The organism is Streptomyces sp. NPDC036822, from assembly GCF_055609145.1.
On sequence record NZ_JBVJPY010000005.1, the window covers coordinates 396465 to 409917 of the forward strand.

Here is a 13453-nt window from a genome sequence, read left to right on the forward strand (position 1 = left end):
CCGGCTGCCGGGGCGGGGTGGCGCGTTCCTACCTGACACCCCGGCGCGGGTGGCGGAACATCGGGCGCACCCTGGCGAACCCTGGCGAATAGTCGCCAGCCCTATGACACGGGGTTAGTGTCAACTCAGCCGAGAACCTGGGGGCTTTGACGTGACCGGACAGACCAACACCCGCCTGGCAGACCTCTTCGGCCTGACCGGCTGGTCCAAGGGCGAACTCGCGAGACTCGTGAACCGGCAGGCGGCGGCCATGGGCCACCCCCAGCTGGCGACCGACACCTCGCGGGTGCGGCGCTGGATCGACACGGGGGAGACCCCGCGCGATCCCGTACCCCGGGTGCTGGCAGCGCTGTTCACCGAGCGACTCGGCCGTGTCGTGACCATCGAGGACCTCGGGTTCGTACGACGCGGGCGTGCAGGCAAACGGCAGAACGTCAGGAACACCGACAACCCTGACGCGCTGCCCTGGGCGCCCGAGCGTACGGCGGCGGTCCTCACCGAATTCACGGGAATGGACCTCATGCTCAACCGACGCGGCCTGGTGGGCGCGGGTGCCGCGCTCGCGGCAGGCTCCGCACTCAGCAACGCCATGTACGACTGGCTGCACACCGACCCCTCACGCAAGCCCGGCGCTGCCCGGGCCACCGATCCCCTGCACGCCGATCCCGCCGGGTTCGACCGCTACGAGGCCGCCCCCATCGGGTCGGAGGAGATCGACGCGCTGGAACGCTCGGTGGAGGTGTTCCGCGCCTGGGACGCCTCCCGGGGCGGCGGCCTCCAGCGCAAGGCGGTCGTGGGCCAGCTCAACGAGGTGGGCGGCATGCTCGCCTACCACCACCCCGACCACCTCCAGCGGCGCCTGTGGGGCGTCGCCGCCAACCTGGCGGTCCTCGCCGGCTGGATGTCCCACGACGTGGGCCTGGAACCCACCGCACAGAAGTACTTCGTCATCGCCGCCCACGCGGCGCGCGAGGGCGGCGACCGGCCCCGGGCCGGCGAGGCACTGTCCCGGGCCGCCCGGCAGATGGTCCACCTGGGCCGGCCGGACGACGCCCTCGACCTGATGAAGCTCGCCAAGTCCGGCTCGGGTGAGGAGGTCCTGCCCCGCACCCAGGCGATGCTGCACACCATCGAGGCATGGGCGCAGGCGTCGATGGGCAAGGGCCAGGCCATGCGGCGCACCCTCGGGGAGGCGGAGGAACTCTTCGTCTCCGACCGGGCGGACGTCGAGCCGCCCAGCTGGATGCAGAACTTCGACGAGGCCGACATGCACGGCATGCAGGCCCTCGCCTACCGCACCCTCGCCGAGCACGACCCCGCCGCCGCGGTCCCGGCACAGCGCCACGCCAAACTGGCCCTGGAGCTCCGCCGCAGCGGCCACAACCGCTCGAAGCTCTTCGACTACATCTCGCTCGCCTCGGCCTGCTTCATCGCCGACGACCCGGAACAGGCGGACCGGTACGCCCGGTTGGCGCTGGTGTCGATGGGCGACACGTCCTCGCACCGCACCTGGGACCGGCTGCGCGAGATGTACCGGCTGACCGGGCAGTACGCGGGCTACGCCAGGATCGAGGACCTCCGCGAGGAGATCGCCCTCGCCCTGCCCAAGCCCGCGGCGAAGCGCCCGAGGATCGGCGGGATCTGAGCCGGGCGGTCCGCCGCCGACGACGACCCACGGCACCCGCAGGCTCACGTACGTACGAGAAAGGGCACACCGGCCCGGCCGGTATGCCCTCCATGGCGCCGGCGCGTGCCGCCCGACCGAAGCCCGGCCGCAGCCCTGCCGCCGCCCTGCCGAATCCGCGTTCCGCGATCCGGAACCCCTTCGCCCAGGGCTAGCCCACCCTGACCACCATCACACAGGCGTCGTCCTCGCGCGGGGCCTGGCCGAACTCCTCGACCACCGACCGTACGCAGTCCTGCGCGTCCCGGGCCCCGGCAAGCCGTGGCGCGAGGGAAAGGAGACGCCGCGTACCCGAATCGTCGTGGGCACCGCCCGTCCCGCGGGTCAGCCCGTCCGTGTGCAGAATCAGCAAGTCGCCCGGAAGAAGCCGGACTTCGGCCTCTTCGTACGCGGCCCCGGTCGTCGCTCCCAGGAGTACGCCGTCGGGCCTGGCCAGGACCCGCCCCGCCCCGTCACGGAAGAGCAGCGGGGCGGGGTGGCCCGCCTGCGCCCAGGAGAGCGTCTGGCTCGCGGGGTCGTAGCGGCAGCACATCGCGCTGCCCAGCGCCGGCTGCGCGGCGGTCTCCAGGAGACGGTTGAGATGGCCCATCAGGGCGCCCGGCCGGATCCCGGCCACGGCCATGCCGCGCAGCGCGCCGAGAAGCATGGCCATCGAGGAGGTGGCGGAGACGCCGTGTCCGGTCAGGTCGCCGACCGTCAGCAGGGCGTCGCCGTCGGGAAGCGCCAGCGCGTCGTACCAGTCGCCGCCGATCAGACCGGTCGAGGCGGCGGGGAGGTAGTGACCGGCCACGTCGAGCGGCGCGCCGGGGCCGCCGTGGGCGAAGCTGAGTGAACCGCGCCACGGTGGCAGCACCGCCTCCTGCAGCTCCACGGCGACGCGGTGCTCGGTGCGCTCGATGTGCCGGCGGTGCTGGAGGGAGTCGCGTGACTCGCGAACCGCGCGCTCGCTGCGGCGCAGCTCGCTGACGTCCCGTAAGACGGCCCACATGGACGCCGTGCACCCGTCGGCGTCGAGGACCGGCTCGCCCGTCATGTGCAGCGTACGGACCCGGCCGTCACTGCGGACGATCCGGAACTCGCCGTCGATCGGCTTCCCATCGATCAGGCAGTCCGTCACCATCGCCTGCAGGAGCGGCTGGTCCTCGGCGAACACCATCGACGGCAGTTCGTCGAGGGACATCGGTCCGCTTTCCGGAGCGCGGCCGAAGATCTGGAACAGCTCATCGGACCAGCTGACCTCGTCGGTCAGCAGGTTCCACTCGGCGCTGCCCACCCGGCTCAGCAGGGAGCCGGTGCGCGCCGGGACGGGGCCGCCGTACGCCGCGCCGGGCTCGGAGGCGAGCTCGGGGCCCGCTTCGCTCTCCGGAACCTCAGGGGCGGGCGGGGCGGCCGACTCCCCGGGCATGCCCACCTTGAGCTGACTCAAGTGCGCCCCGAGGTCGTCGAGTTGGTGCACGGCGAGGTCGCACAGGGCGCGCTGCCAGCGGTTCTGGGGGTCGTCCTCGTCCATGACCGCGTCCCGGCGCACGGCGTCCACGTCTCCGCGCAGACGACGTGTCTGCGAGATCAACGCGTCCACCATGCCGGGCTCCGGCGGCTGGGCGGGACGGTCCGCGAACAGATGGGACGGCATGTCGTACTCCGATACAGGCGCGGCGCGGCCAGGTGTGGAAAACAAGGCCCGGTTACGACTGTTGCACAGGCCGACACACGTCGTAAGGGATTTGGCAACACTCGATCCGGTGGTGCTTCTGACATATGCCAACGGCCCGCCGATTATCGGCCACCCGTGCTCGGGTTACGGTGCTGCTGTGGTGAGCGACGAGGTGGACACGGTGGGGACGGCGGTGCTGCTGGCGGCCGCGCCGGCGGGACGGGGCCGGGCGATGGACGCGGCGTCCGTGCTCCCGGCGCTGGCGGCGGTACCGCCTAGCGTGCTGACCGGCACGCCCTCGGCGACGGTGGTCGAACTGGCCGACCCGCTCGACCCGCAGACCGTCCTGACCCGGTTGCGGGCGGCGGCCGCGACCCGGGGGCCGCTGGCGGTCTACCTCGCGGGCCAGCTCCACCTGGACCGCCGCCAGCACCTGCCGCACCTGGCGCTCGCCCGCACCACGTCGACCACCCTGCGCTACACCGGGCTGCCCTGGCACTGGCTGGCGGGCGAACTCGCGGTGCGTGGACCGGGAACGACGACGGTGGTGGCCGACCTGGTCGCGGAGCCGGAACTCTGGCAGCGCCTGACCGCCGCGCCCGGCCTCCTCTCCCTGGGGCCCGGCCCGCTCCTGTACGGCCGTGTCGGCCGGGCGCCCCGCCGCGGCGAGCCGGTGACCCCGGACTACCTCCGTACGTTCGCCACGATCTGGCGCTCGGGCGCCCGCCCCTCTCTCGCCGACCTCCACCAGCAGGCGGCCGCCTCCGTGGCCGACGGTGGCGAGGCGCTGCTGCTGACCCCGGCCTCGCCAGTCGGGGGCCCGGGGTCAGCCCCTGTGGGTTTCGCACCACCGGCCTCGGGCAGCACCCCGCCCCCGGCCCCCGGATGGTCCACCGGCGCGCAGCGCGTTCCCGCGAGCCGGACGGTTCGCCTCACCACGGCGCGTACGAAGGGAACGACCTGGCCCGTCAAGGGGCCGGCCGAGGGCGTGACGCCGACGGGAGCACCGACACCGGCGGTGACGGCCGAATCGGCGGCGGCGCGGGCGATGGGCGCACCGGCGGCGGTGTCGGCCCCGCTTCCGCCGCTCGCGACGGCGGAGCCTGCCGCCGCCCTGCCGTCCGAGCCGTCGGCGGCGGTGGCGGGGCGCGTCGGAGCGGTTCCGCCCGTCGGCGGGACGGCGGACGAAGCACGTCATGCCCTCGCCGACGCGTTTCCGGCCGGCCCTCCTGACGTGGGGGTCCATCCGGCCGACCGTGCCACCGCACCCCCGGAGGCCGCGAGGGGCGGCGCGGATTCATCCGGTGCGCACGCGGACGCCGCTGCTGCGGACGTGCCCCCTCCCGGGCCCCTCCGGCACGAGCCCGGCCCTGAGCGGGGCGGCGAGGTCATGGCCTCTGGGCGGAGCGCGTCCGGGCCCGCTCCCGCACCGGCCCCGGCTTTCGGTCCCTCGCGGGCCCCGGCCCACGCGCCGGTTCCCGCTGCCGCCCCGGCCCAGGCGCCGGCACCCGCGCCCGCCGCGCCGGTCCAGGCCCCGGCCGCGCCGGCCCATGACCCGCACCGTGAGATCCTCGCCGCCGCCCAGGCGGGGCGGCACGGGGAGGCCATCGCGGTCGCGGCGGCCTGGGAGCGGGAGGCGTTGCGACGACACGGGGCACGCTCGCAGGAGGCCGTGCACTGGATGGAGGTCCGGGCCGATCTCGCGCGTCTCGCCGGGGACCCCGCCCGCAGCTGCGAGTTGTGGATCTCCGCCGCGCAGGCCCGTCTCGGACTGCGGCAGGGCCCCGGTGACCCCGATGTCGAGGGCGCCGTGGACCGGGCCCACCACCAGTGGGAGCAGATCGAGGACCCCGCCCGTGCCCGGGAACTGGGCCCTGTCCTCTACGCCTTGCGCCGAAGAGTGCCGGGCCGTCAGCCCGGGGCGCTCGCCGCACTCCGACGCCGGATGCGCTGACCCGCCCGTACCCCGCAGCGTCGCCCGGGGCGGGGCGCGCGAGGACGCGGGGGACTGCCATCATCGGGGGTATGGCGACCTCCTCCGCCCCGGCCGCGGGCGACCGAGCCGACAGGACGACGCTCACCACCGAGCGTCTGCTGCTGCGGCCCGTGCTGGCGGGCGACGTGCCGGCCGTGACGCGGTTGTGGACCGACCCGCTGGTCCGCCGCCATCTCGGAGGCCCGGTCACCGAGCAGGTCGTACGGATCCGGCAGCGGCGGGTCGTCGGCGCGCCCGGCGTCCACGCGGTGGTGCGGACGTCGGACCGGACACTGCTGGGCCTCGTCACGCTGGAGCCGGACGCCCGGGACGGGGAGACCGAGGTCTCCTACCAGTTCCTGCCCGAGCACTGGGGACACGGGTACGCCCGCGAGGCCGTCGCCGCCGCCGTCGACCGGGCTCTGGAGAGCGCACCGAGCGTGGTCGCGGTGACCCAGGAGGCGAACGACCGGTCCCGGCGGCTCCTGGCCGGGATCGGCATGACCCACGCCGAGTCCTTCGTGGAGTACGACGCCCACCAGGTCCTCTACCGCAAGCGTCGCGAGCACGTCTGAACCCGCCACGGACCCGGACCGCGAGTGAACTCCCGCCCGGATACGCCCGCCGACGACGTCAGAAGCGCGCGTGCGTGGTGATGTCGGACTCGAACTGCGTGATCATCTCCGGTGTCACCGTCGGCCGGCACTGGGCGATCGCCGCCAGGTAGTCCGCCGTGCTCGCGCCCGGCACCCGTTCCTCGGCACCGCCCCGCGCCCCGACCGCCACCAGGTCGCGCTCGAAGGAGTTCTGGGCGGCGATCCGGGCCGCGTGCTCGATGTCGGCGGGAGTGAACAGCTCGCTCGCCGCGACGAGTCCGTCGATGTCCACATCCGTCCTGCCGTCGGTGTAACGCGTCCAGATCGCGGTGCGGGCCGCCTCGTCCGGCGTACCGATCGGGATGAGGTAGTCGAACCGGCCGGGGCGCAGGAAGGCGGGATCGAGGGAGCGGATCGAGTTGGTCGCGCACACCAGGAGCCGTTCGTCGCGCTCCCGGAAGCCCGGTATGAGCTTGAGCAGTTCGTTGGTCACGCCGTGCATGCCTCCGGGCTGCGCCGGTTCGGAGCGGACCGGGGCGATCTCCTCCACCTCGTCGATGAAGACCAGGACCCGCTCCAGCTCCGCGATCCGCGCGAAGGCGGAGCGCAGTGCCGCCGCCAGGTTGCCCTCGTCGGCGAGCCGGGAGGGCAGGATCTCCACGAAGGGCCACCCGAGGCGTGAGGCGATCCCGCGCGCGAAGGTCGTCTTGCCCGTTCCCGGGGGGCCGAAGAGGCCCACCGCACGCGGCGGACGCACTCCGTGGCGCGCCGCGCGTTCCGGCTCGGCGAGGGGAAGCACGACACGCCGTTCGATCAGGTCCTTCTCCCGCTCCATGCCGGCCACCTTGGCCCACAGGTCGCCGGGAAGCAGCCGCCCGCCGAGGTCCTCGAGGAGGTTGGCGGCGGGGCCGTGCAGCGGCTCGACCTTCTCGAAGTAGGCGACGGCGGGCTGACGGGTGTAGCCGGCGTTGAGGAGCCCTTCGCCGAGCAGGTCCTCCTCCGGCAGGACGTAGGCGATCCGGCCCACCCGCGCCGCGACGAGCCGCCGCTCCAGCTCGACCAGGAGGGCGCTGGCCAGTCCGCGTCCGCGCCACGCCGAGGAGATGGCGATCCGCATCACCCAGGCCCGTTCGCCCGCCACACAGGCCAGGGCGGCCCCGATGGGAACGCCCTGGTGGACCGCGACGACGGCCGGCTGGCGGGAGGTCAGGGCGCCGATGCACTCGGCGAGGGAGAAGACCGACTCCTGACCGAGCTCGGCCGTGGTGTCGATCAGGTGGACGACCGCGGCGAGATCGCTCTCGCGGTAGTCGTGGATGAGCCAGTTCACCGGTACCGCCCCTCGTTCGTACTGTTGCGGCGAGGCTAGGGGCGGCCGGTGACGCCGGTCGTGTGCCGGTGTGCACAAGGCGGAGGCGGCGAATGCTACGAACCGTCACTGGTCCGTTCCGGTGGCTCGCGGCACGCGCGAGGGGCGGGGGGCACCGCCCCAAGGCGCGCACGCGCGCACGGGAGATGCGCGAAGCCCCCGGAGGAAATTCTTCCGGGGGCTTCTGGACACTACCTGCGGCGCTGCCGTCAGTACGCGGGCGCGAGCTTCGGGTTCGGGCCGTGGGCGTTCTCGGTCTGGTTGCCCTCGCTCGCGTAGAACACGATGAGGATGATCGCGCCGACGAGCGGGATCAGACCGATGAGGATCCACCAGCCGGAGCGGCCCGTGTCGTGGAGCCGGCGGACGGAGACCGCGAGCGTCGGGATCAGCACGGCCAGCGAGTAGATCAGGCTGAGCAGCTGGATACCCAGCGCGCTGTCGATGATGGTGAGCACGATGCTGATGAGCACGCTGAAGAGCGTGAACATCCAGAATTCCTTACGGCGCGCACGGCCGCTGAATACCGCGTACTTCTTGAGAACGTCGAGGTACCAGTTCACTTTGTCCCCCCAAGGACTGGGATGCGAGCGGGAGCCTGTCCCTGTGGAGCAAGCTTACGCAGAACTTATGTGGCTGAAACGGCGTGGGTCAATTCGTTACCTACAGAGGGGCGTTGGGCGGCGATGTGTCTGGATTTGCGCAGCCTGTGGGTCGATACACGAGAGCGGCGTCGCATCCAGGGGGTGCGACGCCGCTCGGCAGAGGATCAGAAGTTCCTCATGTCCTTCGCTTGCTCATCAGCAGTCCGCCTGCCGTGAGCGCAAAGAGGCAGACGCACGCGCCCGTGATGACGTTGCTCACGATCGCGCCGGTGTCGGCGTCCCTGGCGACCACCCATGGGGAGATGATCATCCAGACTCCGAACAGCAGGACGGCGAGATTGAGGTCTCCCGTCCGCTCCGGGGCGATCGACATGCACAGGCCGACGACCGCGAGGGCGATGCCGACGATCAGGTTGGTGAGGGCGAGGTCCGGAGCGGCGGCCGCGAAGTGCACCGTGTAGGGGGAGATCGCGAACCAGACTCCGGCGAGGATCACCAGTTCCTCGACTGCCGTAACGCCACGGGTCTGGAGCATCCGTGAGTAACGGTCCCGCATTTCCGGGGCGTCGGGGTGGCCCCTGATATCACCCGGGCGATGAGAGACGTCAGACATACGACTCGCCTCCTTCTGGCGTCATGCACGTCCGACCATGCTTGCGACATCGTGCCGCGCTTACATTGTGCTCTTATCTGGGCCTTATGTGTAGATCTGTCCGGTAAGAGATTTCTACGGAAATCAGCCGCCGAAAGTGCCTCGGCGACCGCCAGGTGAATGACCGTTCGGTGAATGAGCGACGACCGACGAATGGATACGCACCTTCGTATCCTCATGCGCGTAACCCCGCCTACCTGGCGTAAGGGCGCGTCATGATCTCCAGGTTATGGCCGTCGGGGTCGGCGAAGTAGGCGCCCCGGCCGCCGAAGAGGTGGTTGACCCGGCCGGGGTCCCGGTGGTGCGGGTCCGAGAAGTACGTCACCCCCACCACCTCCAAGCGGGCGATCATGGTGTCGAACTCCTCGTCCGGCACCAGGAACGCGTAGTGCTGCGGGACGAACGTCAGGTCCGGGTCCTCGTAGAAGTCGAGGGTGACCCGGTTCCCGGTGTCGACCGGCACGAAGGGCCCGAACGGGGCGCCGACCTCCAAACCGAGGATCGTGGCGAGGAAGCGTGCGGAGAGGTGCTTGTCGCGGGCGTGAACGGCTGTGTGGTTGAGCTCGACGGCCACAGGGGGTCCTTTCGGAAGGTGGGCGAGGGTGTCCTGGCTTCGTCTCGTCGCGCCGGCGGCGCCCGTCGCGGGCGACGTCGCGGACGACGCGGTGGCACGAGGTCGCGGCGGTCGCGATGCCTTCATGCGCGGGGAGACGGCCAAGGCGGGCCTCGCGCCCGTCCGGCGGAGCTCACGCCATGGCCGGGTGCCCTACTCGCTCACGGCCCATGGCCGACCCGGCAGTCATGGGGATCACGCTAGCCGCTGATCAGGTCGAGCGGCAACGCGGTAGCGGTGGGAGCCGTCGGGCGTAGCCTGGAAGTGGACTCGGGGGTTCTCTGTCCCACCGCCCAGGAGGCGGATGACCATGACCGGAATCGTGCGCCGGAGCTTCGACTCCGCAGACGAGACCCGCCCCTTCGAAGACGGAACGGGCCGGCTGGAACTGCTGAACACGGAACACGGCCCGGTGGGCCGCGCTGTGTTCGAGCCCGGTTGGCAGTGGACGAAGCACGTCAAGCCGATAGCCGGCACCGACAGTTGCCAGGCGTCCCACGTCGGCTATGTGGTGAGCGGCCGGATGAAGGTCGTCATGGACGACGGCGAGACCCAGGAAGTCGGCCCGGGAGACTTCTTCACGGCCACCCCGGGGCACGACGCGTGGGTCCTCGGCGACGAGGCGTGCCAAGTCGTGGACTGGGCCGGATTCGGCGACTACGCCGTGCGCAAGGACGGTTGACCCGGCCCGCCTCGCGAGGGGCGGGGGAGGATGACGTCGTCAGCGGTCTGACGGGTCGTCGCCATGAGCGGTCACCGTTCCGTCGAGCAGCCCGGCCAACTCGGCGAGCGGCCCGCTTACCGCCCGCTCGCGGCAGGGCGCGCCGCCACAGGGTGACCGGGGAAGACCGGCCGGCCACCGACCCGCGTCGTATATCCGCTGATCACGGGGGCGTTGCCCTGTTATCGTCGCCCGCATGCCCGAACTGATCGCCCCCACGGCACGCCTCCACACCTCCTGGCTCACGGCGCACGCGGAGTGGAGTCCCGGCGCCCGGCAGGACGGCGGCGGCATGCGTCTGGCGGGGGAGGACGTCCTCGCGGATCCCGACGTCTTCGCGGCCTGGGTGCGGCGACTGCGCGAACAGTCGGACCCGGATCGGCCCCTCGCCGAGGGCTGGGTGCACGCCACCCACTGGTGGATCGTCGAGGACGACACCTATCTGGGCGCCATCGACCTGCGCCACACCCTCAACGACTTCCTGTTCCGCGCGGGCGGTCACGTCGGCTACAGCATCCGTCCCTCCGCCCGGCGCCGGGGCCTGGCGACCTGGGCGCTGGGCGCGGTGCTCCCCGAGGCCCGTGCTCTGGGTATCGAACGACTCCTGCTGACCTGCGACGACGACAACATCGCGTCCGCGCGCACGATCGAGCGCAACGGCGGCTTCCTGGAGGACGTGCGGCAGACGGAGATCGGCCTCAAGCGGCGCTACTGGATCACGCTGTGAGCGGCGTGGACGGCAGCGGCACGGACGGGCGCGGTACGGGTGGCATGGGGGCGGACGGGCGCGGTACCGAAGGGGGCGCCTCCCATGGAGGCGTGAACGGCCGCGGGGTGGAGGCGGAGGCGGGAGTGGGGCGGGCCGTCGACGCCTCCGGTGAGACCGGACGCTCCGACGGCCATGAAGCCGCCGAGGTTCGCGAGGCCCGCGACGTCCACGAGGCCGTCGCGGCGGAGCTGCGGCTCATGGAGCCGGCCGTCCGTTCCTCGCGGGAGCTCGCCGGCGATCTGCTCGACCCCGACTTCGTCGAGGTCGGCGCCTCGGGCCGCCGCTGGACGTACGCGACCATGCTGGCCGCGCTCCCCACCATGGCCGGCGCGACCGCGGACGGCCCTCGTCACGAGCCGATCGGAATGACCGGTGCCGTTCTGGCCCCCGGACTGGTCCACCTGACCTACGAGACGGTGATCGAAGGGCAGCGGGCGCGCCGCAGTTCGCTGTGGCGGCGCCGTACGGACGCGGCGGGGCACGGCTGGCGGCTTTACTACCACCAGGCCACGCCCGTGCCGAGCGCTCCGCGACAGCCGTAGACCCACGGCGGACGGCCGGCCCGAACGACGGACGATCCGTCATCCGTCATCCGTCACCCGCCATCCGCGTTCCGCCATCCGCGATCCGAACGACGAACGACGGGCGACGAACGACGAACGACGGGCGACGAACGACGAACGACCGGCCGCGGACCCGCCGCGCCGCCCCGCGCGATCAGATGTAGGCGTCGGTCATGCACTCCGCGGCGTGGTCGCCCCGCTCGTACTGACACCGCAGAGCGGCCGCCGCCCGTGGCCGTTCGACGTCCTCCTGCCCGAAGTGCTCCCGTGCCACCCGCACCACGTCCTCCACCGTCACGATGGCCGGCTCGCCGGGGCCGGCCGCGCCACGAGCGGTGGCGATCGCCAGATCGGCGGCCCGCAGCAGCGCCCGCGCGGCCCTCCGCTCGGCCACCGCCCGCGCCCGCTCCGCGGACAGCGGCTGCACGGCGCGCCCCCTCCGCAGCACGCCCACCGCGATCAGGGCCGTCCCACCCGCCACGATCAGAACACCGACCGCCGTGTCAGCGCTCATCCCCACGAACCCGCCCCCCGCTCTCCTCGTGCCCCGCGCACCCGGTTTACCCGAGCGGAGAAGGCGGCACACGACAGGTGTCTTGACATGGCCAAGTTACACGTGTCACCTTGACGATCGTCCCTCAGCGCGCTGTCCGGCCAGGAAGGCTCCCCATGTCCGCCCCGACCTCCCCGCGTCCCCCGGCCGCCACGCCCGCCTCCGACTCGCGGAGCGCGGACGCCGTCGTCGTCACCACCGGCAGCGGTCCCGTGCGCGGTGAGCGCCACGCCGACGACAGCTTCCGCTTCCTGGGTGTCCCGTACGCGCGGCCCCCCGTCGGGGACCTGCGGTTCGCCGCGCCCGTACCGCCCGAGCCGTGGACCGAACCCCTCGACGCCACCGCCTACGGGCCGACGGCGCAGCGGCGCCCCTTCGCGGACGTCACCACCATCCCCGAGCCGTCGGTCCCGGGAGCCGGCGTGCTCAACCTGAACGTCTTCACCCCCTCCACGGAACCCGCCACTCCGCTGCCGGTCCTCGTCTGGATCCACGGCGGCGGTTACGTCGCCGGCTCGGCGGCCAGCCCCTGGTACGACGGGGCCGCCTTCAACCGCGACGGTGTCGTGCTGGTCTCCGTGGGATACCGCCTCGGCATCGAGGGCTTCCTCCACCTCGACGGCGCACCGGACAACCGCGGGGTGCGCGACTGGATCGCCGCCCTCGAATGGGTGAGGGACAACATCGGCCGCTTCGGGGGTGACCCGGCTCAGGTGACCATCGCCGGCCAGTCGGCGGGCGGTGGCGCGGTGCAGACCCTGCTGGCGGTGCCCGCGGCCCGGACGCTGTTCCGCGCGGCAATCTCCGTCTCCGGCGCGGTGATGCGGCCCGACGGTCCCGAGGTCGGCCGGGCCGTGTCCCGGCTCTTCACCTCACGTACCGGAGTGCCCGCCACGGCGGCCGCGTTGCGGGGTCTGAGCGACGACGAACTCCTCGATCTCCAGGGCCGCCTGGGGGAGCCCGGCCCCGACCGTGCGGGCCTGCCCCCGCTGCTGTCGCTGGCGCCGTTCGCCGACGACGAGCTGATCCCGGCGCCGGTCCTCGGCGCGCTCACCTCCGGCGACGCGGGCGCCGAGGTTCCGCTGATGCTCGGGTTCACCGCGCACGAGTTCAACGCCTTCCCCGCGCCAGGGCCCGAGGGCCCGCCCCTACCGGTGATGCTCGGCGCCCTGGGGCTCGACGAGGCCCGGGTGGAGCGCTTCATCGCGGCGTACGCGGAGGGTGCGGGCGAAGGAGGCCAGGACCGGCTCTTCGGGCAGGCGCTGACCGATGCCACCTTCCGTGCCCCGTCCCTGGCCGTCGCCGATGCCCGCGCGGAGCGCGAACGGCCGACGTGGCTCTACGAGTTCAGGTGGGCGTCCCCCGTCAACAGCCTGGCCTTCCACTGTCTCGACCTGCCGTTCGCGTTCGACCTGCTCGGCGCCGAGGGCGTCACGGCGGCCGCGGGAGAGGCGCCGCCGCGAGCGCTGGCCGACGCGATGCACCGGGCCTGGGTGGCGTTCGTACGGGACCAGGACCCGGGCGAACAGTGGCCGCGCTACACCGTGTCGGACCGGGCCACGATGGTCTGGGACGCGGAGCCGCGCGTGGAGAGCGACCCCCTGCGGCAGGTCCGCGAGATCTGGCGGCCCTGACGCGGCGGCCACCCTCCGGCATCTGTCGGACGCCCCCTCGTGAGGACGGCGGGGCTTCCCGGCAC

The 13453-nt window shown here is 72.6% G+C and carries 13 protein-coding genes; 7 read left to right on the forward strand and 6 right to left on the reverse strand.

The features are described 5' to 3' along the window. The first annotated feature begins 151 nt into the window (after nucleotides 1-151). Nucleotides 152-1645, forward strand: a complete 1494-nt coding sequence (locus ACZ68P_RS15020) for a DNA-binding protein NsdB (RefSeq protein WP_471006097.1) — start codon at nucleotides 152-154, stop codon at nucleotides 1643-1645. Between the two features lie 190 nt (nucleotides 1646-1835). Here ACZ68P_RS15020 and ACZ68P_RS15025 read toward each other — a convergent pair whose 3' ends face one another. Beyond that, a complete protein-coding gene (locus tag ACZ68P_RS15025; RefSeq protein WP_471006099.1) occupies nucleotides 1836-3317 on the reverse strand; it encodes a PP2C family protein-serine/threonine phosphatase in 1482 nt (493 codons plus the stop codon). 178 nt (nucleotides 3318-3495) lie between these two features. Here ACZ68P_RS15025 and ACZ68P_RS15030 point away from each other — a divergent pair, with 178 nt between their 5' ends. Both ACZ68P_RS15030 and ACZ68P_RS15035 read left to right on the forward strand, forming a co-directional pair. Continuing rightward, nucleotides 3496-5292: a hypothetical protein gene (locus tag ACZ68P_RS15030; protein WP_471006101.1), complete on the forward strand. Its 1797-nt coding sequence runs from the start codon at nucleotides 3496-3498 to the stop codon at nucleotides 5290-5292. Nucleotides 5293-5363: 71 nt separating this feature from the next. Then, nucleotides 5364-5888: a GNAT family N-acetyltransferase gene (locus ACZ68P_RS15035; RefSeq protein WP_471006103.1), complete on the forward strand. Its 525-nt coding sequence runs from the start codon at nucleotides 5364-5366 to the stop codon at nucleotides 5886-5888. 58 nt (nucleotides 5889-5946) lie between these two features. Here the strand turns inward: ACZ68P_RS15035 and ACZ68P_RS15040 are convergent, their stop codons facing one another. From ACZ68P_RS15040 to ACZ68P_RS15055, 4 genes are all read right to left on the reverse strand, one after another. Then, nucleotides 5947-7239 (reverse strand): ATP-binding protein, encoded by a 1293-nt coding sequence (locus ACZ68P_RS15040; protein ID WP_471006105.1) that lies wholly within the window; start codon nucleotides 7237-7239, stop codon nucleotides 5947-5949. A gap of 248 nt (nucleotides 7240-7487) precedes the next feature. Further along, nucleotides 7488-7841 (reverse strand): DUF805 domain-containing protein, encoded by a 354-nt coding sequence (locus tag ACZ68P_RS15045; protein ID WP_365717867.1) that lies wholly within the window; start codon nucleotides 7839-7841, stop codon nucleotides 7488-7490. Between the two features lie 217 nt (nucleotides 7842-8058). Continuing rightward, nucleotides 8059-8418 (reverse strand): SPW repeat protein, encoded by a 360-nt coding sequence (locus ACZ68P_RS15050; protein ID WP_471006107.1) that lies wholly within the window; start codon nucleotides 8416-8418, stop codon nucleotides 8059-8061. Between the two features lie 310 nt (nucleotides 8419-8728). Next, nucleotides 8729-9109, reverse strand: coding sequence for a VOC family protein (locus tag ACZ68P_RS15055; protein ID WP_471006109.1), 381 nt, complete (start codon nucleotides 9107-9109; stop codon nucleotides 8729-8731). Nucleotides 9110-9458: 349 nt separating this feature from the next. On the opposite strand from ACZ68P_RS15055, the gene ACZ68P_RS15060 reads away from it, so the two are divergent. From ACZ68P_RS15060 to ACZ68P_RS15070, 3 genes are all read left to right on the forward strand, one after another. Next, nucleotides 9459-9830: a cupin domain-containing protein gene (locus tag ACZ68P_RS15060; protein ID WP_471006111.1), complete on the forward strand. Its 372-nt coding sequence runs from the start codon at nucleotides 9459-9461 to the stop codon at nucleotides 9828-9830. Between the two features lie 235 nt (nucleotides 9831-10065). Beyond that, nucleotides 10066-10596, forward strand: a complete 531-nt coding sequence (locus ACZ68P_RS15065) for a GNAT family N-acetyltransferase (protein ID WP_471006113.1) — start codon at nucleotides 10066-10068, stop codon at nucleotides 10594-10596. A gap of 230 nt (nucleotides 10597-10826) precedes the next feature. After that, nucleotides 10827-11180, forward strand: a complete 354-nt coding sequence (locus ACZ68P_RS15070) for a nuclear transport factor 2 family protein (protein ID WP_471006388.1) — start codon at nucleotides 10827-10829, stop codon at nucleotides 11178-11180. Nucleotides 11181-11355: 175 nt separating this feature from the next. On the opposite strand, the gene ACZ68P_RS15075 is transcribed toward ACZ68P_RS15070, so the two are convergent. Further along, nucleotides 11356-11715, reverse strand: coding sequence for a hypothetical protein (locus ACZ68P_RS15075; protein WP_471006118.1), 360 nt, complete (start codon nucleotides 11713-11715; stop codon nucleotides 11356-11358). Between the two features lie 155 nt (nucleotides 11716-11870). Between ACZ68P_RS15075 and ACZ68P_RS15080 the strand changes: the two genes are divergently transcribed. Further along, entirely contained in the window at nucleotides 11871-13388 is a 1518-nt protein-coding gene (locus ACZ68P_RS15080) for a carboxylesterase/lipase family protein (RefSeq protein ID WP_471006120.1), read from the forward strand. Nucleotides 13389-13453 lie beyond the last annotated feature (65 nt).